The organism is Streptomyces sp. NBC_00454 (assembly GCF_041434015.1).
Taxonomy (GTDB): Bacteria; Actinomycetota; Actinomycetes; order Streptomycetales; family Streptomycetaceae; genus Streptomyces.
Genome location: NZ_CP107907.1, coordinates 2,940,197 through 2,964,991, shown reverse-complemented (window position 1 = coordinate 2,964,991; position 24,795 = coordinate 2,940,197). Strand labels below are relative to the sequence as shown.

Genomic DNA, 24,795 nt, shown 5'->3' with positions numbered 1-24,795 from the left:
CGGCGCTTGCCGGGCGGCGGCTACTGGATCTCGCGCAGCACGTCCAGGATCGCGGCCTCGTCCGGCGCGGACTGCAGCCGCTCCCGGAAGCCGGTGTCCATCAGCTTGCGCGACAGGAGCGCCAGGATCCGCAGGTGCTCGTCCCCGGCGGCCGCCTCCGGCACCGAGATCATGAACACCAGCCGGGCCTTCGTCCCGTCCAGCGCACCCCACTCGATGCCCTCGTCGGACCGGGCGAAGCCCACCGTCGGGCGGGTCACCGCGTCCGTCTTGGCGTGCGGGATCGCGATCGATTCGCCGAGACCCGTCGTGCCCTGCGCCTCCCGGGCCAGGGCGACCCGTACGAGCTCGTCCACGTCGCGGACGTTGCCGGTGGTGGCCAGCATCTCCGCCATCTCGCGGATCGCCGCCCCCTTGGAGTCCGAGGCCAGCTCGGTCTTGACGGTCTGCGCGGTCAGGTACCCGGACAGCACCTCCGGCTTCCCGGCCCCGGCGGTGGCGACGGGAGCCGCGGCCCGGCTCCGTACGGCCGTACCGGCACCCGCACCCACACCCGCGCCCACGCCGGCCCCGACCAGGGCCGGCTCCGGCGCGAGCACCGACGGCCCGGCCGGCGCGCCGTCCCGGCGCTGCTTGAACTCGATCAGCGCGTTGGTGGTCAGCGCCGTCACGACGGCACCGGCGGCGATGGCGACGAAGAACATCGCGACCCCGCTGATCGCACCGAACAGCGAGACGATCGGACCGCCGTGCGGCACGGAGTCCTGGACCCCGGCCACACCGGCGATCGCACCGGCCACCGCGCCACCGAGCATGTTCGCCGGGATGACCTGGGCCGGCCGGGCGGCCGCGAAGGGGATCGCTCCCTCGGAGATTCCGAAGAAGCCCATGAACAGGGCGGCGAGGCCGGTCTCCCGTTCCTCGTCGCTGTAGAGCTTGCGGCGCAGCAGCGTGGCCAGGCCCTGGCCGAGCGGCATGACCGGGATGGCCGCCGCGGCCATGCCCATGACGTGGTTGTTGGTGCCGATGAGGCCGACCGCGACGAGGAACGCGGTCTTGTTGACCGGACCGCCCATGTCGAAGGCGATCATCAGGCCGATGATGGTGCCGAGCACGATCGCGCTGGAGCCGGTCATCCCGTTCAGCCAGCTGGTCAGGTGCGTGAACAGCCAGGAGATGGGCTGCCCGATCACGTAGATGTAGAGCAGGCCCAGGGCCAGGGTCGACAGGATCGGGATCACGATGATCGGCATGATCGGCTGGATGACCTTGGGGACCTTGGCCTTCTTGATCCACACGACCAGATAGCCCGCGAGGAAGCCCGTCGCGATGGCGCCCAGGAAGCCCGCGTTCGCCTCGGCCCCGTAGATGTTGACGGCGTCGGCGGCGAGGAAACCGCCGATCATGCCGGGTACGAGGGCCGGCCGGTCACCGAGCGCGTAGGCGATGTAGCCGGAGAAGATCGGCAGCATCAGCTTGAAGCCGGTCACGCCCAGGGCGTTCACGTAGAACCAGAAGGTTCCCTCGGGAATGACCAGCCCGCCCTTGGAGTCCGCGTGCCCGCCCAGGGACAGCGACACGGCGAGCAGCAGACCGCCCACGACCACGAAGGGGATCATGTGGGAGACGCCGTTCATCAGCGCCTTGTACGCCTGGCTGCGCTGCCTGCCGCCGCCACCGCCGCCACCGCTGCCCGGGGCCGCCGAGGTCCCGGCCTGCACCGGCGCGCTGCGCACGCGCTCGAAGAGCTCCTCCGGCCTGTGGATGCCGTCCGCGACGCCCGTGGACAGGACCCGCTTGCCGGCGAAGCGCTCGAGGTCCACTTCCTTGTCGGCGGCGATGATGACGCCGTCCGCCTCTCTGACATCGTTGTCAGTGAGGACGTTCTCGGCCCCGATCGAGCCCTGGGTCTCCACCTTCATCGAAATGCCGAGGCGGTCGGCGGCCTGCTGGAGCTTCTCGGCGGCCATGTAGGTGTGCGCGATCCCCGTGGGGCACGCGGTGACGGCCACCAATTTCACGGGCTTCGGCCCGCTCGTGCCCCCGTCGCCAGGAGGGCCTGCCGGACTGGTCACTGAAATCTCCTCACGCCATCGTGATGCGGACCGCGCTCACAACCCGGCCCACCGGCATCCTCCACCACCGCAGGGGTGGAGTAAAAGTCCGAAAGGCCCTGAAGTGTTCGGCTGGAAGGCCTGAAACCGGGACACTGCACGGAGCAAGATTCCAGGCACCTCACTCCGCCGATCGGTGTAGATTCGTCATCAGTGTCAGGCGTCGCTGCTGATGGCGGTCGGGCGGTCCTTCGAGACCGGCCGAGGGGAGAGAGGACCCCCGACGGACTGAGCTCCGTGTGCGTCGTCCCCCACGGACGGTGTACTGCTCAGCCGTACCCACCCTCTCGATCATCAGGAGCAGCATCTTCATGACTGCCGCATTCACCGACTTCAAGGTCGCGGACCTCTCCCTCGCCGTCTTCGGCCGCAAGGAGATCACCCTCGCCGAGCACGAGATGCCCGGTCTGATGTCGATCCGCGCCGAGTACGCCAAGACCCAGCCCCTGGCCGGCGCCCGCGTCACCGGCTCGCTGCACATGACCGTGCAGACCGCCGTCCTCATCGAGACCCTCGTCGCCCTCGGCGCCGACGTCCGCTGGGCCTCCTGCAACATCTTCTCCACCCAGGACCACGCGGCCGCCGCCATCGCGGTCGGCCCGAACGGCACCGTGGACAACCCGCAGGGCGTCCCCGTCTTCGCCTGGAAGGGCGAGACGCTGGAAGAGTACTGGTGGTGCACCGAGCAGGCGCTGACCTGGCCGAACACCCCCACCGGCGGCCCGAACATGATCCTCGACGACGGTGGCGACGCCACCCTCCTGGTCCACAAGGGCGTCGAGTTCGAGAAGGTCGGCGCGGCCCCGGACCCGGCCACGGCCGACTCCGAGGAGTACGCCCACATCCTCACCCTCCTCAACCGCACCCTGGGCGAGGCCCCGCAGAAGTGGACGCAGCTCGCGTCCGAGATCCGCGGCGTGACCGAGGAGACCACCACCGGTGTCCACCGTCTCTACGAGATGATGGCCGAAGGCTCCCTGCTGTTCCCGGCGATCAACGTGAACGACGCCGTGACCAAGTCGAAGTTCGACAACAAGTACGGCTGCCGCCACTCCCTGATCGACGGCATCAACCGCGCCACCGACGTCCTCATCGGCGGCAAGACCGCCGTGGTCTGCGGCTACGGCGACGTCGGCAAGGGTTCCGCCGAGTCCCTGCGCGGCCAGGGCGCCCGCGTGATCATCACCGAGATCGACCCGATCTGCGCGCTCCAGGCGGCCATGGACGGCTACCAGGTCGCCACCCTCGACGACGTCGTGGAGACCGCGGACATCTTCATCACGACCACGGGCAACAAGGACATCATCATGGCCTCCGACATGGCCAAGATGAAGCACCAGGCGATCGTGGGCAACATCGGCCACTTCGACAACGAGATCGACATGGCCGGTCTCGCGAAGATCGAGGGCATCGTCAAGGACGAGGTCAAGCCGCAGGTCCACACCTGGAAGTTCCCCGACGGCAAGGTCCTCATCGTGCTGTCCGAGGGCCGCCTGCTGAACCTGGGCAACGCGACCGGCCACCCGTCCTTCGTGATGTCGAACTCCTTCGCGGACCAGACCCTGGCCCAGATCGAGCTCTTCACCAAGCAGGCCGAGTACCCGACCGACGTCTACGTGCTCCCCAAGCACCTCGACGAGAAGGTCGCCCGCCTCCACCTCGCCGCCCTCGGAGTCAAGCTCACCACCCTGCGCCCCGAGCAGGCCTCCTACATCGGCGTCCCGGTCGAAGGCCCGTACAAGGCCGACCACTACCGCTACTGAGCCCACCGGATCCCCGAGGATCCCGAGCGGCACACCGCGCGAAGCAGGCCCCCGGCACCACGCCGGGGGCCTGCCCCGTACCCGCCCCGAACGACGCTCCGAACCACGATCCGAACCCCGCTCCGCACAGCAAGGACCCGCCCCGATGCCCCGCGGCCGCTACTCGCTCCACGACACCCACGACCACACCCCGCTCGGCGAGGAGCACTTCCACTGCGCCCCGGGCTCCTCGGGCTGGCGCTACGTGTCCCAGCTCACCGCGCCCGACGGCAGCCACCGCGGCTCCGTGGACCTGGCCATCGACGAACTCGGCCGCCCCATCCGCCTCGAAGCCAACGCCTCCAGCTGGCAGGTCCGCGGCGCCGCCATCGACGGCGTCACCTGGGTCCGCACCGACCCCCTGGGCGCCGAAGCCACCGAAGGCAACGTCCAGGCCCCCGGGTTCACCGGCACCTCCCCGGCCTTCCTCATCGCCACGACCCGGCTCCTGCGCCTCACCCCGGGCGCCCCCGCAACCCGGGTCCGCCTCCTCGCCCTGACCGACCCCGTCCTGGCACCCCGTACGGTCGACCAGGCCTGGGCCCTGCTGCGCCGCGCCGAGCACGCCACCGACAGCGGACCGCTCATGGTCGACGAATACCAGGTCAGCGCCCTGGACACCGGCGAGGTCCACACCATCCACATCGCCGGAGACGTGGTCCTCTCGGCCCCCGGCATCGAGCTCGAACACCTGGAAACCCCGCCCTCGACCTTCGAGGACTAGGGGGCGTACCCGAGCCCGTCTCAGGCAGGCGGAGCGAACCCGGTGGCACGCGGCGGCTGTGCCCCCACGGGCGCTACGGGCGCCACGGCGGGCACCGCGGCCACGACGGGCGGTTGCGGCGCCGCCACGGGCACGCCGGGCATGACCGGCATCCCGCCGTGCGGCCCGGGAGCCACCACCGGCACCGGCGCGTACACCGGGACCTGCGGCTGCTGCGCCTGAACACGGGCCGGCGAGAAGGCCCGCGCCGCATCCCGCGACTGCCGCTCGTGCACCACCGCCATCAGGAACGCGGCAGCCGGCACCCCGACGGGCGCGGGCGCCCCCGTACGCGCCACCAGATCGTCCGCCAGCCGCGCCGCCATCGTCGCGCCCGTCTGCGGATCCAGCTGGTTCATCCGCGTCAGGTACTGCCGGATCGCCAGCCACAGCCCGTCCGGCACCCCCGACAGGTCCAGCCCGGCGAACCGCCCGGCCAGCCACGGCGGCGGCGGAGGCACCGGCATCACCCGGGCCCCGGGCACCCGCTCCCGGATGACCAGGGTCCCCGCGAAGACATCGCCCAGCCGCCGCCCCCGCGCGGAAACCAGCGAAGCGATGCAGGCCACGGCCCCGAAGAACATGTACAGCTCGACGACCCCCATGGCCCCGCGCACCAGCGCGTGCCGGAAGCGGATCGGCCCGCCGTCATCGCGCACCACGCGCAGCCCGCAGGCGAGCTTGCCCAGCGAGCGCCCGTGGCTCAGCGTCTCCACCGCGATCGGCACGCCGATGAGGATGAGGATGAACGAGGAGACGGCCACGGCCGCCTGCGCCGCCTCGTCCAGCGAGGCGGTGGCGAAGGTCAGCCCGAGGGTGATGAGCAGATAGCCGGCGACGTAGACGGCCAGGTCCAACATGATCGCCAGCGCCCGGCTCGGCAGCCTCGCGGGCCGCAGCCCCAGGACGACCGCGTCCCCCGTCACCAGATCACTCACCGGTCCACACACCCTTCACCCGACCTGACCCGCCCCTTTGGCATCCAGTCTGCCAAGCTGACGACGGAAGAAGTAAGAAAAACAGGGGCCGTTCATCGGAGCACCAGGGGCAGGGGAGCGCCAACCGCATGGATCTCGACGTCTTCGTGGCAGCGCACCAGGCCGAGTGGGCCCGGCTGGAACAGCTCCTGGGCCGGGGCCGCCGCCTCACGGGCGACGAGGCGGACGAGCTCGTCGCGCTCTACCAGCGCACCTCCACCCACCTCTCCCTCATCCAGTCCAGCACCCCGGACCCGATGCTCACGGGCCGCCTGACCCAGCTCGTGGCTCGCGCCCGCGCCACGGTGACGGGCGCCCGCCGGGGCGGCTGGCGCGACGCGGCCCGCTTCTTCACCGCCGGCTTCCCGGCCGCCGTCTACGTCAGCCGCCGCTGGTGGATACCCACGGCGCTGATCTCCACGGCGATCGGCGTCCTCGTCGGCTGGTGGATAGCCACCCACCCCGAGATCCAGGGCGCCATCGGCGCCCCCGAAGACCTGAAGGCGATGACGAAGCCGGGCGGCGAGTACGAGACGTACTACTCCAGCCACCCCGCGGCCTCTTTCGCCGCCCAGGTCTGGACGAACAACGCCCAGGCGGCCGCGATGTGCCTGGTCCTCGGCGCCTTCCTGGGCCTGCCCGTGCTCTTCATCCTGTGGCAGAACATGGTGAACCTCGGGGTGGGCATCGGCCTGATGTCCTCGGCCGACCGCCTCGACGTCTTCCTCGGCCTGATCCTCCCGCACGGCCTGCTGGAACTGACCGCGGTCTTCGTCGCCGCCGGTACGGGGCTGCGCCTGGGCTGGACGGTCATCGACCCGGGCCTGCGCACCCGCCGCGCGGCCCTGGCGGAACAGGGCCGCGCCGCCCTCGGTATGGCGATGGGCCTGACCGTGGTCCTGTTCGTCTCGGGCCTGATCGAAGGCTTCGTCACCCCCTCCGGCCTGCCCACCTGGGCCCGCATCGCCATCGGCGTGGCGGCCGAGGCGGCCTTCCTGCTCTACGTCTACGTCCTGGGCGGCCGCGCGGCCCGTGCGGGCGAGGTGGGCGACGTGGAGCTCGCCGACCGGGCGGCGACTCTCCCCACCGCTGCCTGATGTGCGTTCCAGCCGTCTGAGCTGCTAGTCTCCTCCTCTGTCCCGCAAAGACCGTTGACACGGACCGCGCGGGGAGGTAGATTCGAACGGTTGCCTCGAACTGGACAAGTTCGGCAGCGATGGTTTAAAGTCTTTCTCGCCCCCCGGAATTGAATTCCAAGAGGGCACACTCGACTCTCCTTTCAGGAAATCGAAGCCGGTAAATCCGGTGGAAACCTTCTGATAGAGTCGGACTCGCCGGAAAGGGAAAAGCGCGAAAGCGCAGGACCTTGAAGGCGGAAAACAAGCGAGACTGACTCTGATAGAGTCGGAAACGCAAGAACAGAACGAAGGAAGCGCCCGGAGGAAAGCCCGAGAGGGTGAGTACAAAGGAAGCGTCCGTTCCTTGAGAACTCAACAGCGTGCCAAAAATCAACGCCAAAAAGTTGATACCCCGTCCACCTCGGTGGATGAGGTTCCTTTGAAAAAAGACCTGTGAGGTCGCGGTTCTGCCGTGGTGCTTGCAGGCAATTACACAGCGAGGACGCAGTGGACGGTCGGTCTTATTCCGACATGACTGTCCCGCTCTAAGTGCGTGTGCACCCGATTACGGGTAAACATTCATGGAGAGTTTGATCCTGGCTCAGGACGAACGCTGGCGGCGTGCTTAACACATGCAAGTCGAACGATGAAGCCCTTCGGGGTGGATTAGTGGCGAACGGGTGAGTAACACGTGGGCAATCTGCCCTTCACTCTGGGACAAGCCCTGGAAACGGGGTCTAATACCGGATAACACTCCTGCCTGCATGGGCGGGGGTTAAAAGCTCCGGCGGTGAAGGATGAGCCCGCGGCCTATCAGCTTGTTGGTGGGGTAATGGCCCACCAAGGCGACGACGGGTAGCCGGCCTGAGAGGGCGACCGGCCACACTGGGACTGAGACACGGCCCAGACTCCTACGGGAGGCAGCAGTGGGGAATATTGCACAATGGGCGAAAGCCTGATGCAGCGACGCCGCGTGAGGGATGACGGCCTTCGGGTTGTAAACCTCTTTCAGCAGGGAAGAAGCGAAAGTGACGGTACCTGCAGAAGAAGCGCCGGCTAACTACGTGCCAGCAGCCGCGGTAATACGTAGGGCGCAAGCGTTGTCCGGAATTATTGGGCGTAAAGAGCTCGTAGGCGGCTTGTCACGTCGGATGTGAAAGCCCGAGGCTTAACCTCGGGTCTGCATTCGATACGGGCTAGCTAGAGTGTGGTAGGGGAGATCGGAATTCCTGGTGTAGCGGTGAAATGCGCAGATATCAGGAGGAACACCGGTGGCGAAGGCGGATCTCTGGGCCATTACTGACGCTGAGGAGCGAAAGCGTGGGGAGCGAACAGGATTAGATACCCTGGTAGTCCACGCCGTAAACGTTGGGAACTAGGTGTTGGCGACATTCCACGTCGTCGGTGCCGCAGCTAACGCATTAAGTTCCCCGCCTGGGGAGTACGGCCGCAAGGCTAAAACTCAAAGGAATTGACGGGGGCCCGCACAAGCAGCGGAGCATGTGGCTTAATTCGACGCAACGCGAAGAACCTTACCAAGGCTTGACATATACCGGAAAGCATTAGAGATAGTGCCCCCCTTGTGGTCGGTATACAGGTGGTGCATGGCTGTCGTCAGCTCGTGTCGTGAGATGTTGGGTTAAGTCCCGCAACGAGCGCAACCCTTGTCCTGTGTTGCCAGCATGCCCTTCGGGGTGATGGGGACTCACAGGAGACCGCCGGGGTCAACTCGGAGGAAGGTGGGGACGACGTCAAGTCATCATGCCCCTTATGTCTTGGGCTGCACACGTGCTACAATGGCCGGTACAATGAGCTGCGATACCGTGAGGTGGAGCGAATCTCAAAAAGCCGGTCTCAGTTCGGATTGGGGTCTGCAACTCGACCCCATGAAGTCGGAGTTGCTAGTAATCGCAGATCAGCATTGCTGCGGTGAATACGTTCCCGGGCCTTGTACACACCGCCCGTCACGTCACGAAAGTCGGTAACACCCGAAGCCGGTGGCCCAACCCGTAAGGGAGGGAGCTGTCGAAGGTGGGACTGGCGATTGGGACGAAGTCGTAACAAGGTAGCCGTACCGGAAGGTGCGGCTGGATCACCTCCTTTCTAAGGAGCACAGTACCGATTGCAGACAAACGTTCTGCACGGTCAGCTCAGGGTGGAACGTTGATTAGTTGGCACCAGATGATCTGATGGTTCTCAAGTACTGCTTCGGCGTGGAAAGAGGATCCGGAAGAGGTCTGGTGCTTGGCACGTTGTTGGGTATCTGAGGGTACGGCCGTAAGGTCATGCCTTCTGCGATGCCGGCCCCAGTGAACTCGCCTGCTTGTCTGGTGGGGTGATGGGTGGCTGGTCGTTGCTTGAGAACTACACAGTGGACGCGAGCATCTGTAGGCCAAGTTTTTAAGGGCGCACGGTGGATGCCTTGGCACCAGGAACCGATGAAGGACGTGAGAGGCCGCGATAGGCCCCGGGGAGCTGCCAACTGAGCTTTGATCCGGGGGTGTCCGAATGGGGAAACCCGGCAGTCGTCATGGGCTGTCACCCACTGCTGAACACATAGGCAGTGTGGAGGGAACGCGGGGAAGTGAAACATCTCAGTACCCGCAGGAAGAGAAAACAACCGTGATTCCGGGAGTAGTGGCGAGCGAAACCGGATCAGGCCAAACCGTATGCGTGTGATACCCGGCAGGGGTTGCGCATGCGGGGTTGTGGGAATTCTTTTGATCGGTCTGCCGGCCGGTCGGCGAGTCAGAAACCGTTGATGTAGTCGAAGGACATGCGAAAGGTCCGGCGTAGAGGGTAAGACCCCCGTAGACGAAACATCAGCGGCTTGCTTAAGAATCTCCCAAGTAGCACGGGGCCCGAGAAATCCCGTGTGAATCTGGCGGGACCACCCGCTAAGCCTAAATATTCCCTGGTGACCGATAGCGGATAGTACCGTGAGGGAATGGTGAAAAGTACCGCGGGAGCGGAGTGAAATAGTACCTGAAACCGTGTGCCTACAAGCCGTGGGAGCGTCGCCGTTATTCTTCGGAATAACGGTCGTGACTGCGTGCCTTTTGAAGAATGAGCCTGCGAGTTAGCGGTGTGTAGCGAGGTTAACCCGTGTGGGGAAGCCGTAGCGAAAGCGAGTCCGAATAGGGCGATTGAGTTGCACGCTCTAGACCCGAAGCGGAGTGATCTAGCCATGGGCAGGTTGAAGCGGAGGTAAGACTTCGTGGAGGACCGAACCCACCAGGGTTGAAAACCTGGGGGATGACCTGTGGTTAGGGGTGAAAGGCCAATCAAACTCCGTGATAGCTGGTTCTCCCCGAAATGCATTTAGGTGCAGCGTCACGTGTTTCTTGCCGGAGGTAGAGCACTGGATAGGCGATGGGCCCTACCGGGTTACTGACCTTAGCCAAACTCCGAATGCCGGTAAGTGAGAGCGTGGCAGTGAGACTGTGGGGGATAAGCTCCATGGTCGAGAGGGAAACAGCCCAGAGCATCGACTAAGGCCCCTAAGCGTACGCTAAGTGGGAAAGGATGTGGAGTCGCAGAGACAACCAGGAGGTTGGCTTAGAAGCAGCCACCCTTGAAAGAGTGCGTAATAGCTCACTGGTCAAGTGATTCCGCGCCGACAATGTAGCGGGGCTCAAGCGTACCGCCGAAGTCGTGTCATTGCAGCAATAGGGCCAACGCCCGCTGTGATGGGTAGGGGAGCGTCGTGTGCCGGGTGAAGCAGCAGCGGAAGCTAGTTGTGGACGGTTCACGAGTGAGAATGCAGGCATGAGTAGCGATACACACGTGAGAAACGTGTGCGCCGATTGACTAAGGGTTCCTGGGTCAAGCTGATCTGCCCAGGGTAAGTCGGGACCTAAGGCGAGGCCGACAGGCGTAGTCGATGGACAACCGGTTGATATTCCGGTACCCGCTTTGAAACGCCCAATATCGAATCAGGCGATGCTAAGTCCGTGAAGCCGTTCCGGACCCTTCGGGGAAAGGAAAGTGGTGGAGCCGACGAACCAGACTTGTAGTAGGTAAGCGATGGGGTGACGCAGGAAGGTAGTCCAGCCCGGGCGGTGGTAGTCCCGGGGTAAGGGTGTAGGCCGAGGGGTAGGCAAATCCGTCCCTCATATAAGGCTGAGACCTGATGCCGAGCCGATTGTGGTGAAGTGGATGATCCTATGCTGTCGAGAAAAGCCTCTAGCGAGTTTCATGGCGGCCCGTACCCTAAACCGACTCAGGTGGTCAGGTAGAGAATACCGAGGCGTTCGGGTGAACTATGGTTAAGGAACTCGGCAAAATGCCCCCGTAACTTCGGGAGAAGGGGGGCCATCACTGGTGATCGGATTTACTCCGTGAGCTGGGGGTGGCCGCAGAGACCAGCGAGAAGCGACTGTTTACTAAAAACACAGGTCCGTGCGAAGCCGTAAGGCGATGTATACGGACTGACGCCTGCCCGGTGCTGGAACGTTAAGGGGACCGGTTAGTCACATTTCGGTGTGGCGAAGCTGAGAACTTAAGCGCCAGTAAACGGCGGTGGTAACTATAACCATCCTAAGGTAGCGAAATTCCTTGTCGGGTAAGTTCCGACCTGCACGAATGGCGTAACGACTTCTCGACTGTCTCAACCATAGGCCCGGTGAAATTGCACTACGAGTAAAGATGCTCGTTTCGCGCAGCAGGACGGAAAGACCCCGGGACCTTTACTATAGTTTGATATTGGTGTTCGGTTCGGCTTGTGTAGGATAGGTGGGAGACTTTGAAGCTGTGACGCCAGTCATGGTGGAGTCGCCGTTGAAATACCACTCTGGTCGTGCTGGATGTCTAACCTCGGTCCGTGATCCGGATCAGGGACAGTGTCTGATGGGTAGTTTAACTGGGGCGGTTGCCTCCCAAAAAGTAACGGAGGCGCCCAAAGGTTCCCTCAGCCTGGTTGGCAATCAGGTGTTGAGTGTAAGTGCACAAGGGAGCTTGACTGTGAGACCGACGGGTCGAGCAGGGACGAAAGTCGGGACTAGTGATCCGGCGGTGGCTTGTGGAAGCGCCGTCGCTCAACGGATAAAAGGTACCCCGGGGATAACAGGCTGATCTTCCCCAAGAGTCCATATCGACGGGATGGTTTGGCACCTCGATGTCGGCTCGTCGCATCCTGGGGCTGGAGTCGGTCCCAAGGGTTGGGCTGTTCGCCCATTAAAGCGGTACGCGAGCTGGGTTTAGAACGTCGTGAGACAGTTCGGTCCCTATCCGCTGTGCGCGTAGGAATATTGAGAAGGGCTGTCCCTAGTACGAGAGGACCGGGACGGACGAACCTCTGGTGTGCCAGTTGTCCTGCCAAGGGCATGGCTGGTTGGCTACGTTCGGGAGGGATAACCGCTGAAAGCATCTAAGCGGGAAGCCTGCTTCAAGATGAGTATTCCCACCTCCTTGAGAGGGTAAGGCTCCCAGTAGACGACTGGGTTGATAGGCCAGATGTGGAAGCCCGGTAACGGGTGGAGCTGACTGGTACTAATAGGCCGAGGGCTTGTCCTCAGTTGCTCGCGTCCACTGTGTTAGTTCTGAAGTAACGAACTGTGTTCATATCCGGTTGGTTAACTTCATAGTGTTTCGGTGGTCATAGCGTTAGGGAAACGCCCGGTTTACATTCCGAACCCGGAAGCTAAGCCTTTCAGCGCCGATGGTACTGCAGGGGGGACCCTGTGGGAGAGTAGGACGCCGCCGAACAATCATTGTAGAGAGCCCCGTACCAGGGAACTGGTACGGGGCTTTTCTGCGTTCAGGGGCTGTTCCGCGCGGGACGCGGCCCCGCTTCGTCACCAGTCAGCGGGGTAGCTCTTGAGGCTGTTCGTGTCGAGCGTCCATTGGCCGGCGGTGACTGTGTCCCCGAAGGCGTAGGGGACGCTCTTGCGGTAACGGATGCCGTCGGGGCCGGACGAGGGGTCGCTGTGTACCGTGACGGTCTTCTTGTCCTTCCGGGGGTCCACGACGACGTAGAGCGGGACCCCCATCCTCGGGTAGTCGTGCAGCTTGTCGCGGATGTCGGTGAGGGAATTCGTGCGGGAGACGACCTCCACGACCATGAGGACATCGCGTGCGTTGACGACCTTCGCCGTGTCATCGGTGTCCTCTTCCGCGATGACCATGAGGTCCGGGACCTTGGTCAGTCCCGTGATCGGATCACCCATGTTCGTGTCGTTGAGGGCCATGATCTCGGGAGTCTGCGCCTCGATCTGGCGGCGCAGTCGTACCACGTTCAACCCGTGGGGAGCTGTGGGGCTCATCATCGTGAGGACGATCTGACCGTCGGTGGTCTGCACCTTCCACTGGTCTTCTTGATGTTCGGCCAGCTCCGCGAGGTGCTCCGCGAAGTCGTGCATGCGGCGCATCTGCTCGGGGGTGAGGTCGGCCATTGTGTCCTCCTGGTGGATACCTCGACCAGCGTATCCAGCCGGGCGTGAACGCGGAGGTTACAGCCGGCCTGCGGCCTTGAGGGCCAGGTAGGCGTCGGCCAGGGCCGGGGCCAGGGTTTCGGGGGTGGCGTCGACCACGTGGACGCCGTGGCGGGTGAGCTGGTCCGCCGTGCGGCGGCGGGCCGACTGGGACTGGGTGGCGGCGGCGGCTTCGTAGACCGCTTCGATCGTGGAGCGGGACGTGCTCATCCGCGCGATGTGCGGGTCCGCGACCGAGGCCAGCACGACGGTGTGGCGCTGCGTGAGGCGGGGGAGGACCGGCAGGAGGCCCTCTTCCACGGCGGCCGCGTCCAGGCTGGTCAGGAGGACCACCAGGGAGCGGCGCGGGGCGCTGCGCAGGATGGTGGAGACCAGGGTGCGGGAGTCGGTCTCGACGAGCTCAGGTTCCAGGGTGGCCATGGCGTTGACGAAGGCCGGCAGGGTGTCGGCGGCCGAGCGGGCCTGGACCTGGGCGCGGGTGCGGCGGTCGTGGGCCAGCAGGTCCACGCGGTCGCCGGCGCGGGTGGCCAGGGCCGTCAGGAGCAGGGCGGCGTCCATCGCCGAGTCCAGGCGGGGGGCGTCGCCGACGCGGCCGGCCGAGGTGCGGCCGGTGTCGAGGCAGATGAGGATGTGGCGGTCCCGTTCGGGACGCCAGGTGCGGACGGCCACCTTCTGCTGGCGGGCGGTGGCCCGCCAGTCGATGGAACGGGTGTCGTCGCCGGGTACGTAGTCGCGCAGGCTGTCGAACTCCGTGCCCTCACCGCGCGTCAGGACGCTGGTGCGGCCGTCGAGTTCGCGCAGTCGGGCCAGGCGTGAGGGCAGGTGCTTGCGGCTGGCGAAAGGTGGCAGGACGCGGACCGTCCACGGGACGGTGTGGTTGCCCTGGCGGGCCAGGAGGCCGAGCGGGCCGTAGGAGCGGATCGTGACGCGGTCGGCCCGGCGGTCGCCGCGGCGGGTGGGCCGCAGGCGGGTGGTCAGGAGGCGGCGTTCGCCCGCGGGGACCGTCAACGTGTGGCGGGAGGCGTCGACTTCGGTGCCGGGCACCCAGCTGCTGGGGGGCCATGCGTCGCGGATCCGGGCGCGCAGGGGGCGCGGGGAGGGGTTGGTGACGGTCAGGTGCACGTCGGCGGACTCGCCGAGGCGCACCGAGGTGTCGCCGGAGCGGGTCAGCCGGAGCGTGCGGACGGGCGCCGCGAGGGCGTAGTCGACCGCGCAGGCCAGGGCGAGGGGGGCGTTGACCGCCAGGATCCCCGTCCAGCTCGGTTCGAGGATGCCGACGGGGAGGCTGCCGAGGGCCGCCAGGAGGGCGGCGCGTCCGGTGAACGCCATCAGCGCGGTACGGGGACGTGGGAGAGGATCGCGGTGATGACCGCGTCGGCCGTGACGCCCTCCATCTCGGCCTCGGGGCGCAGCTGGACGCGGTGGCGCAGGGTGGGCAGGGCCAGGGCCTTCACGTCGTCGGGGGTGACGTAGTCGCGTCCGACGAGCCAGGCCCAGGCGCGGGCGGTCGCCAGCAGCGCGGTCGCGCCGCGGGGGGACACGCCGAGGGTGAGCGAGGGCGATTCGCGGGTGGCGCGGCAGATGTCGACGACGTACGCGGCGATCTCCGGGGAGACGCTGGTGGCCTCGACGGCCTTGCGGGCGGCTTCGAGTTCGGCGACGCCCGCGACCGGGCGGAGGCCGGCGGAGTGCAGGTCGCGCGGGTTGAACCCGGCGGCGTGGCGGGTGAGTACGCCGATCTCGTCCTCGCGGGAGGGCAGCGGCACGGTGAGCTTGAGGAGGAAGCGGTCGAGCTGGGCCTCGGGGAGGGGGTACGTGCCCTCGTACTCGACCGGGTTCATCGTGGCGGCGACGAGGAACGGCTCGGGGAGCATGCGCGGGACGCCGTCGACGGTGACCTGGCGTTCCTCCATCGCTTCGAGGAGGGAGGACTGGGTCTTCGGAGGCGTGCGGTTGATCTCGTCCGCGAGGAGGAGGTTGGTGAAGACCGGGCCGTTCTGGAAGGAGAACTCGGCGGTGCGGGCGTCGTAGACCAGCGAGCCCGTGACGTCGCTCGGCATCAGGTCGGGGGTGAACTGGACGCGCTTGGTGTCGAGTTCGAGGGAGGCGGCGAGGGCCCGTACGAGGAGGGTCTTGGCTACGCCGGGGACGCCTTCGAGGAGGACGTGGCCGCGGCACAGGAGCGCTACGACGAGACCGGTGACGGCGGAGTCCTGGCCGACCACGGCCTTTCCGATCTCGGTGCGGAGCGCCTCCAGTGCGGAGCGGGCGCTGCTGTCCGTGGTGGCCGTCATGAGGAGCGGACCTCTCTTTCGAGGGCGTCGAGTTGGTCGGCGAGCGCGATGAGCGCCGCGTCGTTGGTGGGGGTGGTGCCGAAGAGCAGGGAGTGGAGGTCGTGCGAGCCGTCGGTGAGGCGGGCGGAGACGGCGGGCACGAGGGAGACGGGGTCGTGGGCCTGGGATGCCGGTACGCCGACCAGTGCGGCCAGGCGTTCGCGGGAGGCGGCGCGCAGCACGGTGGCGGCGCGGTCGCGGGCTCCGGCCTTGTGGTAGAGGCGGGCGCGGCCCTGGGTGGCCTCGGAGGCGGGGACCAGGACGGGCAGCCGTTCGGTGACGAGCGGGCCGAGGCGCCGGGCGCGCCAGAGGGCGGCGACGGCGGCGGCGAGGAAGAGCTGGAGCAGGGCCCAGCTCCAGCCCGCGGGGATCAGTTCGAGGAAGCTCTTGTCCTGGGCCTCGGCGTCGTCCGGGTCGGAGTCGGCGAGCGAGGGCATGTACCAGACCAGGTGGGGCCGGGTGCCGAGGAGTTGGAGCGCGAGGGAGGCGTTGCCCTCCTTGGCGAGGGCGTTGTTGAGGAAGATGCGCTCGGAGCCCATGAGGACGGTGTCCCCGCCGCGGGTGGAGCTCGGCAGGACGAGGAGCGTGGGGTGGCCGTCGCTGGGGTAACAGGCGGTGGCCTTGGGGGTGTTGGTGGTGTAGTGGTAGCCGCCGCCGGTCGTGGCGCGGCCCGCGGACGCGGCTGCGGGCAGTGCGCAGCCCGGGTCGAGGTCGGTTTCCTCGCCGTGCCCGTCGGGCCGGGAGCGGGTGCCGGGGGCCAGGGCGGGGAGGCTGAGGGTGCTCGGGGCGAGCAGTACGGTGCGGCCGCCGGAGAGGTCCATGGCGGACCGGATCGCGCGCAGCCGGCTGTCTTCGAGCCGGTCGGGATCGGTGACCAGCAGGGTGGTGTCGGGTCCGGCCGCGTCGGCGGCCGCGTCGGCGGTGGTCACGACGCGGGTGTCGACCCCGTGGTCCTTGAGCAGTTCGGCCACGGCCCGGCTGCCGAAGGGGTCGGCGGAGCGGGGGTCCAGATATCCGTGCCGGGCGCCGGAGTTCATGGCGGCCAGGACCAGGCCGGCGGTGAGGAGCAGGGCGAGCGCGATGAGGAAGCCGCGGGCGCGGGTCCACAGGACGCCGGGGGTCAGGGGTGCGGCGGCGGTCGCCGCGGCCGCGGCGGGCGCGCCCGCGGGGGCTGCGTCCGTGCCGGGGGCGGCTGCGGAGGCTTCGGCCCAGGCGGTCGCGGCGGGGGCGGGCGGGACGCTGGGGTCCTGGGGGCGGGTCATGGGGTGGGGCCTGTCAGGAGCGGCTTCGTGCGGGTCAGGTCCAGGTCCAGGTCGCGCAGGGTGGCGTACATGGCCTCGTTGGCCGGACGCGCGCCGTAGGTGACCTCGTCGAAGGTGCGGGCCGCGGCGCGCAGGGCGGCCTCGTGGGCCGGGAGGGACACGGCGGCTTCGGTGGCCGCCTCGTCGGCCGTGCGGCCGGGGCGGGGGTCCAGGAGGGTGCGCTCCTCCAGGGAGCGGACAACGGCGCGCATGCGCTCCTGGACGGCCTCGTTCCAGCGGCCTTCGGCGGCCAGCGCCTCGGCGGTCGTGCGGTGGTCGGCCGCGCTGCGGACGCCGTCGTCGAAGAGGGTGCCCGCAGTGCCGGCGGCCCGCTTCGGGGCGCCGAGCCGCCACCACAGGGCGGCGACGACGAGGACGGCGAACACGGCGACGGCCACCAGTCCCAGGGCTCCGCCGGGGGTCGAGGCCGAGGCATGGTCGAAGAGGCTCCCGACCTTGTCCCAGAACCAGTCCAGGGCGCGCTGGAAGAGCCCGGGATCGTTCTGGTGGTACATCGGCTTGGACAGCTCCTGCGCGGCCGCCTCGCGGGCGGCGTCACGCCCGACCGAGACCGGTGGTGCAGGCGATGCCGATGGCGATGCGGCCGCCGTCGCGGCCGTTGTCGTCGCTGCGAGCAGGCCCCCCGTGCCCCTCATCCGCGGTCAGCCTCCGGTGGGCGGCGCCGCGGCGCCCGTGCCGTAGTTCTGGATGCCGGCGGCCCGCGCGAGCTCCAGGTCGAGGGCCTCGCGCCGGATGCGCTGGTCGACGTAGAGCAGGACGGTGACGCCCGACTGCATGGGCAGGGTGATCGTCAGGGCGATGATCCCGCCGATGCCCGAGAGGATCAGGAAGCCCCAGCTGGTGGTTCCGGTGCCGTCGGAGAGGCCTTCGAGGCCGCCGCCGAACAGGCCCGCACCCAGCAGCGTCAGCGGCAGGACGATGATCCCCGCGACGATGCCGGTGATGAGGCCGGTGACGAGGGTGATGCCCAGGACGCGCCACCAGGAGCCCTTGACCAGCTTCGAGGAGCGGGAGAGCGACTTGAGGACGCTGGTCTTCTCCAGCATCAGCGCGGGCGAGGCCAGCGCGAACTTGATCCACAGCCAGATACCCAGCCCGATGGCCACGGCACCGCCGAGGATGGCGAAGCCCACGCTCTCGGCGAAGACGCCGGGCAGGATCAGCACGACCAGCAGGACCACCCAGCCCAGACCCAGGAGCACGGTCAGGCCGAAGAGCCGCAGCAGCTGCGAACGGGACTCGCGCCAGGCGGCCCCCACCGAGGAGGACTGGCCCAGTACGGCACGGCTGAAGATCATGGTGAGCATCGCGGCGGCCACGAGGCCGCCGACGAGCTGGATGAACGCGTCCACCAGGTTCACGGCCAGGCCGGTACCGAGGGCGTTCAGCTGGTCCTGGACGGGAGCTCCGGCCGACGGGTCGAGGTTGAGCCCGCTGAACGCGAACTTCTGCGTGAGCAGAGTGGCCAGCTGCACGACGACGGCCACGACCAGGGTGATCGGCAGTACCGAACGCCAGTGCTTGCGCATGGTGGTGACCGCGCCGTCCAGGATCTCGCCCAGACCCAGCGGGCGCAGCGGGATCACGCCGGGCTTCGCCGCCGGGACGTGGTTGCCCCAGTAGCCGGGGTGGCCGCCCTGGCCGGGCTGCGGGTAGCCGCCGCCGGGACCGGCGCCGTACGAGCCCCAGCCCTGCTGGGGCTGCGGCGGCGCGGGCGGCTGCTGGCCGGGCTGGGGCGGCGGGTTCTGGCCCGCGGCCGGGCTCGACCACTGGCCGGGCGGCGGCTGCTCGGCGGACCACTTGGGGTCGCCACCGGAAGGCTGCGCGGGTGGCTGCGTACCGTGGGAGCCCTCACCGTCGGACGGGGAGGATCCGGGCGTAGCCCAGCCCGGAGAGTCGTTCATCGTCGCTCCTTCACGTGCACTGCAGAGTGCGGGGCGCTTGGTCCGGCTGCCATCGTGCCATGTGACAACCTCGAACGGACCAGGCGTCCCCTGGATCCCGGGCCGTCCGCACCTTCATTTGTCGTGCGGATCCGGGGCACACTGGGCGCCTTGATCTCCAAGCAGAACTCCACGTGGATGGCCACGCGGAAGTCCACGCGCAAACGCACGCAGGTCCGAGGGGCGATTTCCAGCCCTTTGGCTGTGGGACAGCTCACCGCCAGGTAACGATTAGCTAATGGGATGATGTCAACCATGAAGGGACGCGTCCTTGTCGTCGACGACGACACCGCGCTGGCCGAGATGCTCGGCATTGTGCTGCGGGGAGAAGGTTTCGAGCCGTCGTTCGTAGCGGACGGTGACAAGGCACTGGCTGCCTTCCGGGAGGCGAAGCCGGATCTGGTCCTGCTGGACCTCATGCTGCCCGGACGGGACGGCATAGAGGTGTGCAGGCTGATCCGCGCCGAGTCCGGCGTACCGATCGTCATGCTCACCGCCAAGAGCGACACCGTGGACGTGGTGGTGGGCCTGGAATCCGGGGCCGACGACTACATCGTCAAGCCGTTCAAGCCGAAGGAGCTGGTGGCCCGCATCCGCGCCCGCCTGCGCCGCTCGGAAGAGCCGGCCCCCGAGCAGCTGGCCATAGGTGACCTGGTCATCGACGTGGCCGGGCACTCGGTCAAGCGGGACGGCGCCTCCATCGCGCTGACCCCGCTCGAATTCGACCTGCTGGTCGCACTCGCCCGCAAGCCCTGGCAGGTCTTCACCCGCGAGGTGCTGCTGGAACAGGTCTGGGGCTACCGCCACGCGGCGGACACCCGCCTGGTCAACGTGCACGTCCAGCGACTGCGCTCCAAGGTCGAGAAGGACCCGGAGCGCCCCGAGATCGTCGTGACGGTGCGCGGTGTCGGCTACAAGGCCGGACCCAGCTGACATGCAGCCCGGCAGGCCCCGGGGCGGCTCCCGCTGGGGAGCGCTGCGGGGCGGCCGGCTGTTCCACGACGGAGCGGCCGGCAGCCCCGTGCTGCGGCTGTTCGTACGCCTCGTACGCCGGCCGCTGCTTCCGGCTGTCCGGCTCTGGCGGCGCAACATCCAGCTCAGGGTGGTCGCCGCCACCCTCCTGATCTCCCTCGCCGTGGTCCTCGCCCTCGGCTTCGTCGTCATCGCCCAGGTCAGCAAGGGCCTCCTCGACGCCAAGGAGGAGGCCGCGCAGAGCCAGGCCGCGGGCGGGTTCGCGGTCGCACAGGAGAAGGCGAACACCCCTTACACGGTGGATGGAACCGACGCTTCCGACAACAAGGTCGGCCGCGACGCCAGCACCTGGATGAACTCCCTCGTCAAACAGCTCGCCAGCGGCGGGCAGAGCGCCTTCGAGGTCGCCGCCCTCGGTGCGGGCACCGGCACCGGCGAGGAACAGCCCCCCGGCCGCGGCGCGCTCGGCGTCCGCGGAGCCCGCGCCTCCGGCAACGTGGACCCGACCGCCAGCGTCCCCCTGGACCTGCGCCGGGCCGTCAACCACGCCACCGGCGCCTTCAAGACCTTCTCCCAGGTCCGCTACACCGCCGGAGCCGGCGCCAAGGCCCCCGAGCCCGCGCTCGTCGTGGGCAAGCGCCTCACCGACATCAACGGCGACCCGTACGACCTGTACTACCTCTTCCCGCTGACCCAGGAAGAGGAGTCCCTCAACCTGGTCAAGGTCACCATCGCCACCGCCGGACTCTTCGTCGTGGTCCTCCTCGGCGGCATCGCCTGGCTCGTCGTGCGCCAGGTCGTCACCCCCGTCCGGATGGCCGCCGGAATCGCCGAGCGGCTCTCCGCCGGGCGGCTCCAGGAGCGGATGAAGGTCACCGGCGAGGACGACATCGCCCGACTGGGCGAAGCCTTCAACAAGATGGCCCAGAACCTCCAGAGCAAAATCCAGCAGTTGGAGGACCTCTCCCGGCTGCAGCGCCGCTTCGTCTCCGACGTCTCCCACGAACTGCGCACCCCGCTGACCACGGTCCGCATGGCCGCCGACGTCATCCACGACGCCCGCGCCGACTTCGACCCGATCACCGCCCGCTCCGCCGAACTCCTCGCCGGACAGCTCGACCGCTTCGAGTCGCTCCTCGCCGACCTGCTGGAGATCAGCCGCTTCGACGCGGGCGCCGCCGCCCTGGAGGCGGAGCCCATCGACCTGCGCGACGTCGTACACCGCGTCATCGACGCCGCCGAACCGCTCGCCGAACACAAGAACACCCGGATCCGCGTCCTCGGCGACACCCAGCCGGTGATAGCCGAAGCCGACGCCCGGCGCGTGGAGCGGGTCCTGCGCAACCTCGTCGTCAACGCCGTCGAGCACGGCGAAGGCCGCGACGTGGTGATCCGGCTCGCCTCGGCGGGCGGGGCCGTCGCCGTGGCCGTACGGGACTACGGAGTCGGGCTCAAGCCCGGCGAGGCCACCCGCGTCTTCAACCGCTTCTGGCGGGCAGACCCGGCGCGGGCGCGCACGACCGGCGGTACCGGCCTTGGCCTGTCCATCGCCGTCGAGGACGCCCGGCTGCACGGCGGCTGGCTCCAGGCCTGGGGCGAGCCCGGCGGCGGCTCCCAGTTCCGCCTGACCCTGCCGCGCACCGCCGACGAGCCGCTGCGCGGATCGCCGATCCCGCTGGAACCCGAGGACTCCAGGGCCAACCGGGCCAGGGCCGCCGCGGAGGGCTCACTTGCGCCCGAGGCGTCCCGGGAACCCGCCGGCCGGCCCGACCGGTCCACGATCCCGCCGCGCTCCGCGGTGGCCGGAGCCATGCCGGTGCCGGCCGACCCGACGGCGCTGCCGGGCAGCGGGGCCCGGGTCGTGACCCGGCCCGCCGAGCAGCAGCCGCCTGCGGGCGGGGCGCGGGGCGGGACGACCGGGACAGCAGACCGAGAGGGTGGATCGCGTGGAGCCGGTGGGTCGCATGGGCGCTGAACCGGGGACACGGCAGGGCCGGGCGGGCAGGGGCCCGAAGCGGCGGGGCGGGCTGCGCACGCTGCGGGCCTACGCCTTCGCCACCGCCGGGCTGCTGCTGGCCGGCTGCGCCTCGATGCCCGACCACGGCGAGATCCGGCCCGTGCAGGTCTCGCAGGGCGTCGACTCGCAGGTCCGCGTCTTCGGCGTGCCCCCGGCCGACCGGGCCAGCCCGCAGGAGATCGTCGACGGCTTCCTGGAGGCCATGACCAGCGACGATCCGCAGCTCCAGACCGCCCGCAAGTACCTCACCGAGGAAGCCGCGAAGAACTGGAAGCCCGGCGCGGCCGTCACCGTGCTCTCGGCCGGCCTCGACCGGTTCTCCGTCCAGGGCGAGAAGGACCCCGCCGCGCCCCGCTTCAAGGTCGCCGGCAAGATGCTGGCCACCGTGGACGAGCGCAGCGCGTACCAGCCCGAGACCGGCGGCAAGCGCTACGAGGAGTTCCTCCAGCTCACGCAGGAGAACAAGCAGTGGCGGATCGCGACCCCGCCCAGCAGCCTGGTCCTGAGCGAGTCCGACTTCCAGCGCATCTACATGCCGGTCAACAAGTACTACTTCGCGGGCGGCACGCTCGTCGCCGACCCCGTCTACGTGCGCCAGCGCAGCGACCCCGACTCCCGGATGGACCCCACCACCCAGACCGTCAAATCGCTGCTCGCCGGCCCGTCCAAGTGGCTCGGGCCCGTGGTCACCTCCAGCTTCCCCAGCGGTACGGAGCTGCGCGAAGGCACCAAGTCCCTTTCGTACGACGGCCAGAACACGCTGCGCGTACCGCTGAACGTCAAGGCCGACAACGTCGCGCAGCCGCAGTGCCAGAAGATGGCCACGCAACTCCTGTACACCGTCAAGGACCTGACGGGCTCCCGGGTCGACCGGGTCGAACTCCTGCGCTCCGACGGCAAGTCCTCCTCGTGCTGGGTCACCGAGGCCGCCGCGTCCGTGGTCGCCAACCGGCCGCTCTCGCCGGGCCACCAGTACTACGTGGACAACGAGAGCCGGCTCATGCGGATGAGCCTGGACCCCAACCGGGAGGAGCAGCAGGACCCGCCGTCCCCGGTTCCCGGTCCGCTCTCCGGGAACCCGCCCTTCAAGGTCGGTTCCGCCGCCATCACCTACGACGAGAAGCGCGCCGCGGTCGTCTCCGAGGACGCGCACGGGCTGTACGTGGTCAACCTGACCACCGCCGGACCCATGCCGCAGCCGCTGCTGACCGCCAAGGGCTCCAAGCCGGCCGGGTTCACCGCGCCCTCGTGGGACGCGGCCGGAGATCTGTGGATCGCCGACCAGGACGACCAGACCCCCACCCTGTGGCGGCTGCCCGGCGGCTCCGGACCCGCCGAGAAGGTGCCGGTGTCGGGGCTCGACGGCGGCCGGATCACCGGGCTGAAGACCTCGCCCGACGGGGTGCGGATCGCGCTGCTGGTGCAGAAGGAGAGCCGCAAGAACCTCTTCATCGGGCGGATCGAACGGCTCGACGGCAAGAGCGACGGCAAGAGCGACGGGCCGGCGGTCTCGGTGCGCGAGCTGCGCCCGGCCGCGCCGCAGCTGGCCGATGTGACGGCGATGAGCTGGGCGCCGCGCGGCCGGCTGCTGGTGGTGGGCCGCGAGAGCGGCGGCGTCGTGCAGGCGCGGTACATGCTGGCCGACGGCTCGATGGTCGGGGCCGGCCTGCCGGGCGCGACCGGGCTGGAGGCGGTCGCGGCGAGCGAGGACGAGAAGAAGCCGGTGGTCGCGTTCTCGGGCGAGGACGGGATCGTGTGGCTGCCGCCGGGGGCGCAGTGGCGCACGGTGGCGGCCGGCGGCAAGGCCCCGGTCTACCCGGGCTGACCTGCCCTTTCCCCTGCTTTTACGGTGCCACCCCCAGTTGTCCACAGGGGTGGCACCGCCCTGCCCGCGCCCGGCAGAGTGGAGCCATGCGGCAGCGGTGGCGGGCACTGACGGCGGGCTCGGCGGCGGGTCTCGTGGCGGGATTCGTGGCGGAGCTCGCCGGGCTGGTCCTGCCGGTCGACTGCGCCGGCTGCGGGGCCGTCCGGGTGGCGCTGTGCGGAGCCTGCCGGTCGGCGCTCAGTGGGGCCGAGGTGGGCCCCGTACGCCCGTCTCCGGGCCCCGCCGGGCTGCCCGTGGTGCATGGGGCCGCCGCGTACGAGGGGGCCGTACGGGCCGTCGTGCTGGCCCACAAGGAGCGCGGCGCGCTCCCGCTGGCCGCCGCCCTGGGCACGGCCCTGGCGGTGGCGGTACGGGCGGGCGCAGGCGGTGGCGGCGGGGTGGGCGGGGAGGGGGAGGGAGGGGCGGGGGAAGTGGCCCTGGTTCCCGTGCCCTCCGCGCGGCACCGGATCCGGGCGCGCGGCCACGATCCGGCGCACAGGATCGCGCTGGCCGCCTCGGCGCGGCTGCGGCGGGCGGGGGTGCCCGCGCGCGTGGCCCCCGTACTGCGGTTGCGGCGGGCCGTGGCCGACCAGGCGGGTCTGGGTGCGGCGGAGCGCCGGGAGAACCTCGCGGGGGCCCTGGAGGCCAGGCCGGGCGCCGGACGGGTGACGGCCGGGGCGGCCCGGATCGTCATCGTGGACGACCTGGTGACCACCGGAGCCACGCTGGCGGAGGCGGCGCGTGCGCTGCGGGCGGCCGGGATCGGCCCCCTGGCCGGGGCTGCGGTGGTGGCCGCGGCGGCGGACGCGTTCGTGCGGGGGGCGGGCAAAATCCGGTCCGCAACTCGTACAGAGCAACAAACTTGTGAATAGATTTGGAACTGGCGGGGAAGGCGCATCGTTGCAGGTAGTAAGAGGGAACGGCCACCTGAACGGAGGTACGTTCCGGTAGCGGGTGCCGACAACCGGCATAGAGGGATATGTTCGGTTGTAAGGAATTGGCGAGCCTGGGGCCCCACGCATCGGAGCGCACGTTTCGAGCGTTCGTACGTTTCGGAATCTTCGTGTCAGAGGTTGTCTCTCGACTCCGAAGTCGGTGGGGTGTAGACCTTGCCGATGGGGGAGGAGGAGGTGGAAGTC

At 68.5% G+C, this 24,795-nt stretch carries 15 protein-coding genes and 3 rRNA genes; 10 read left to right on the top strand and 8 right to left on the bottom strand.

Going from position 1 to position 24,795, the window contains the following annotated elements; genetic code table 11:
* Window positions 1–20: 20 nt before the first annotated feature.
* The gene (locus OHU74_RS13695) at window positions 21–2,075 is read right to left on the bottom strand and encodes a fructose-specific PTS transporter subunit EIIC (RefSeq protein WP_371616151.1); all 2,055 of its coding nucleotides are present in this window, start codon (window positions 2,073–2,075) and stop codon (window positions 21–23) included.
* A gap of 350 nt (window positions 2,076–2,425) precedes the next feature.
* Here OHU74_RS13695 and ahcY point away from each other — a divergent pair, with 350 nt between their 5' ends.
* Together ahcY and OHU74_RS13685 are read left to right on the top strand one after the other, a co-directional pair.
* On the top strand, window positions 2,426–3,877 hold the full coding sequence (ahcY, locus tag OHU74_RS13690) for an adenosylhomocysteinase (RefSeq protein WP_371616150.1): 1,452 nt from the start codon (window positions 2,426–2,428) through the stop codon (window positions 3,875–3,877).
* A 145-nt stretch (window positions 3,878–4,022) separates the two neighbouring features.
* Complete coding sequence (locus tag OHU74_RS13685; RefSeq protein ID WP_371616149.1) at window positions 4,023–4,640, top strand: hypothetical protein; 618 nt, start codon at window positions 4,023–4,025, stop codon at window positions 4,638–4,640.
* Window positions 4,641–4,660: 20 nt separating this feature from the next.
* On the opposite strand, the gene OHU74_RS13680 is transcribed toward OHU74_RS13685, so the two are convergent.
* Window positions 4,661–5,617, bottom strand: coding sequence for an RDD family protein (locus OHU74_RS13680; protein ID WP_371616148.1), 957 nt, complete (start codon window positions 5,615–5,617; stop codon window positions 4,661–4,663).
* A 128-nt stretch (window positions 5,618–5,745) separates the two neighbouring features.
* On the opposite strand from OHU74_RS13680, the gene OHU74_RS13675 reads away from it, so the two are divergent.
* From OHU74_RS13675 to rrf, 4 genes are all read left to right on the top strand, one after another.
* Window positions 5,746–6,753 carry a stage II sporulation protein M gene (locus tag OHU74_RS13675; protein ID WP_371616147.1) on the top strand — a complete coding sequence of 336 codons (1,008 nt, stop codon included), beginning with the start codon at window positions 5,746–5,748 and terminating at the stop codon, window positions 6,751–6,753.
* Window positions 6,754–7,352: 599 nt separating this feature from the next.
* Window positions 7,353–8,877, top strand: a 16S ribosomal RNA gene (locus OHU74_RS13670).
* Window positions 8,878–9,164: 287 nt separating this feature from the next.
* Window positions 9,165–12,288 (top strand): 23S ribosomal RNA (locus tag OHU74_RS13665).
* A gap of 74 nt (window positions 12,289–12,362) precedes the next feature.
* Window positions 12,363–12,480, top strand: a 5S ribosomal RNA gene (rrf, locus tag OHU74_RS13660).
* The 16S, 23S and 5S rRNA genes sit together here, the layout of an rRNA operon.
* Before the next feature lie 89 nt (window positions 12,481–12,569).
* Here rrf and OHU74_RS13655 read toward each other — a convergent pair.
* Genes OHU74_RS13655 through OHU74_RS13630 form a run of 6 tightly spaced genes read right to left on the bottom strand, consistent with a single transcriptional unit; the run spans window position 12,570 to window position 18,764 of the window.
* The gene (locus OHU74_RS13655; protein WP_371616146.1) at window positions 12,570–13,166 is read right to left on the bottom strand and encodes a Uma2 family endonuclease; all 597 of its coding nucleotides are present in this window, start codon (window positions 13,164–13,166) and stop codon (window positions 12,570–12,572) included.
* A gap of 57 nt (window positions 13,167–13,223) precedes the next feature.
* The gene (locus tag OHU74_RS13650; RefSeq protein WP_371616145.1) at window positions 13,224–14,534 is read right to left on the bottom strand and encodes a DUF58 domain-containing protein; all 1,311 of its coding nucleotides are present in this window, start codon (window positions 14,532–14,534) and stop codon (window positions 13,224–13,226) included.
* Entirely contained in the window at window positions 14,534–15,499 is a 966-nt protein-coding gene (locus tag OHU74_RS13645; protein ID WP_371616143.1) for an AAA family ATPase, read from the bottom strand. Before OHU74_RS13645 ends, OHU74_RS13650 begins: the two co-directional genes overlap by 1 nt.
* Window positions 15,496–16,800, bottom strand: a complete 1,305-nt coding sequence (locus tag OHU74_RS13640; RefSeq protein ID WP_371616142.1) for a DUF4350 domain-containing protein — start codon at window positions 16,798–16,800, stop codon at window positions 15,496–15,498. The genes OHU74_RS13645 and OHU74_RS13640 overlap by 4 nt, the downstream gene beginning before the upstream one ends.
* Entirely contained in the window at window positions 16,797–17,495 is a 699-nt protein-coding gene (locus OHU74_RS13635) for a DUF4129 domain-containing protein (RefSeq protein ID WP_371616141.1), read from the bottom strand. The genes OHU74_RS13640 and OHU74_RS13635 overlap by 4 nt, the downstream gene beginning before the upstream one ends.
* A 6-nt stretch (window positions 17,496–17,501) precedes the next feature.
* A complete protein-coding gene (locus OHU74_RS13630) occupies window positions 17,502–18,764 on the bottom strand; it encodes a hypothetical protein (RefSeq protein WP_371616140.1) in 1,263 nt (420 codons plus the stop codon).
* A gap of 282 nt (window positions 18,765–19,046) precedes the next feature.
* On the opposite strand from OHU74_RS13630, the gene mtrA reads away from it, so the two are divergent.
* The 4 genes from mtrA (at window position 19,047) to OHU74_RS13610 (ending at window position 24,528) form a co-directional block, all read left to right on the top strand.
* The gene (gene mtrA, locus OHU74_RS13625; protein ID WP_189747360.1) at window positions 19,047–19,736 is read left to right on the top strand and encodes a two-component system response regulator MtrA; all 690 of its coding nucleotides are present in this window, start codon (window positions 19,047–19,049) and stop codon (window positions 19,734–19,736) included.
* Between the two features lies 1 nt (window position 19,737).
* Window positions 19,738–21,750, top strand: coding sequence for an MtrAB system histidine kinase MtrB (gene mtrB, locus OHU74_RS13620; protein WP_371616139.1), 2,013 nt, complete (start codon window positions 19,738–19,740; stop codon window positions 21,748–21,750).
* Window positions 21,740–23,617: an LpqB family beta-propeller domain-containing protein gene (locus OHU74_RS13615; protein WP_371616138.1), complete on the top strand. Its 1,878-nt coding sequence runs from the start codon at window positions 21,740–21,742 to the stop codon at window positions 23,615–23,617. Before mtrB ends, OHU74_RS13615 begins: the two co-directional genes overlap by 11 nt.
* An 86-nt stretch (window positions 23,618–23,703) precedes the next feature.
* Window positions 23,704–24,528 (top strand): ComF family protein, encoded by an 825-nt coding sequence (locus OHU74_RS13610; protein ID WP_371616137.1) that lies wholly within the window; start codon window positions 23,704–23,706, stop codon window positions 24,526–24,528.
* The last annotated feature ends 267 nt before the right edge of the window (window positions 24,529–24,795 follow it).

Bases quoted from the DNA above. Each gene is read 5' to 3' on its own strand.
- mtrB (WP_371616139.1), top strand. From the start codon at position 19,738: ATGCAGCCCGGCAGGCCCCGGGGCGGCTCCCGCTGGGGAGCGCTGCGG.
- mtrA (WP_189747360.1), top strand. From the start codon at position 19,047: ATGATGTCAACCATGAAGGGACGCGTCCTTGTCGTCGACGACGACACC.
- OHU74_RS13685 (WP_371616149.1), top strand. From the start codon at position 4,023: ATGCCCCGCGGCCGCTACTCGCTCCACGACACCCACGACCACACCCCG.
- OHU74_RS13610 (WP_371616137.1), top strand. From the start codon at position 23,704: ATGCGGCAGCGGTGGCGGGCACTGACGGCGGGCTCGGCGGCGGGTCTC.
- OHU74_RS13640 (WP_371616142.1), bottom strand. From the start codon at position 16,800: ATGACCCGCCCCCAGGACCCCAGCGTCCCGCCCGCCCCCGCCGCGACC.
- OHU74_RS13655 (WP_371616146.1), bottom strand. From the start codon at position 13,166: ATGGCCGACCTCACCCCCGAGCAGATGCGCCGCATGCACGACTTCGCG.
- OHU74_RS13635 (WP_371616141.1), bottom strand. From the start codon at position 17,495: ATGAGGGGCACGGGGGGCCTGCTCGCAGCGACGACAACGGCCGCGACG.
- OHU74_RS13650 (WP_371616145.1), bottom strand. From the start codon at position 14,534: ATGGCGTTCACCGGACGCGCCGCCCTCCTGGCGGCCCTCGGCAGCCTC.
- ahcY (WP_371616150.1), top strand. From the start codon at position 2,426: ATGACTGCCGCATTCACCGACTTCAAGGTCGCGGACCTCTCCCTCGCC.
- OHU74_RS13645 (WP_371616143.1), bottom strand. From the start codon at position 15,499: ATGACGGCCACCACGGACAGCAGCGCCCGCTCCGCACTGGAGGCGCTC.
- OHU74_RS13615 (WP_371616138.1), top strand. From the start codon at position 21,740: ATGGGCGCTGAACCGGGGACACGGCAGGGCCGGGCGGGCAGGGGCCCG.
- OHU74_RS13630 (WP_371616140.1), bottom strand. From the start codon at position 18,764: ATGAACGACTCTCCGGGCTGGGCTACGCCCGGATCCTCCCCGTCCGAC.
- OHU74_RS13675 (WP_371616147.1), top strand. From the start codon at position 5,746: ATGGATCTCGACGTCTTCGTGGCAGCGCACCAGGCCGAGTGGGCCCGG.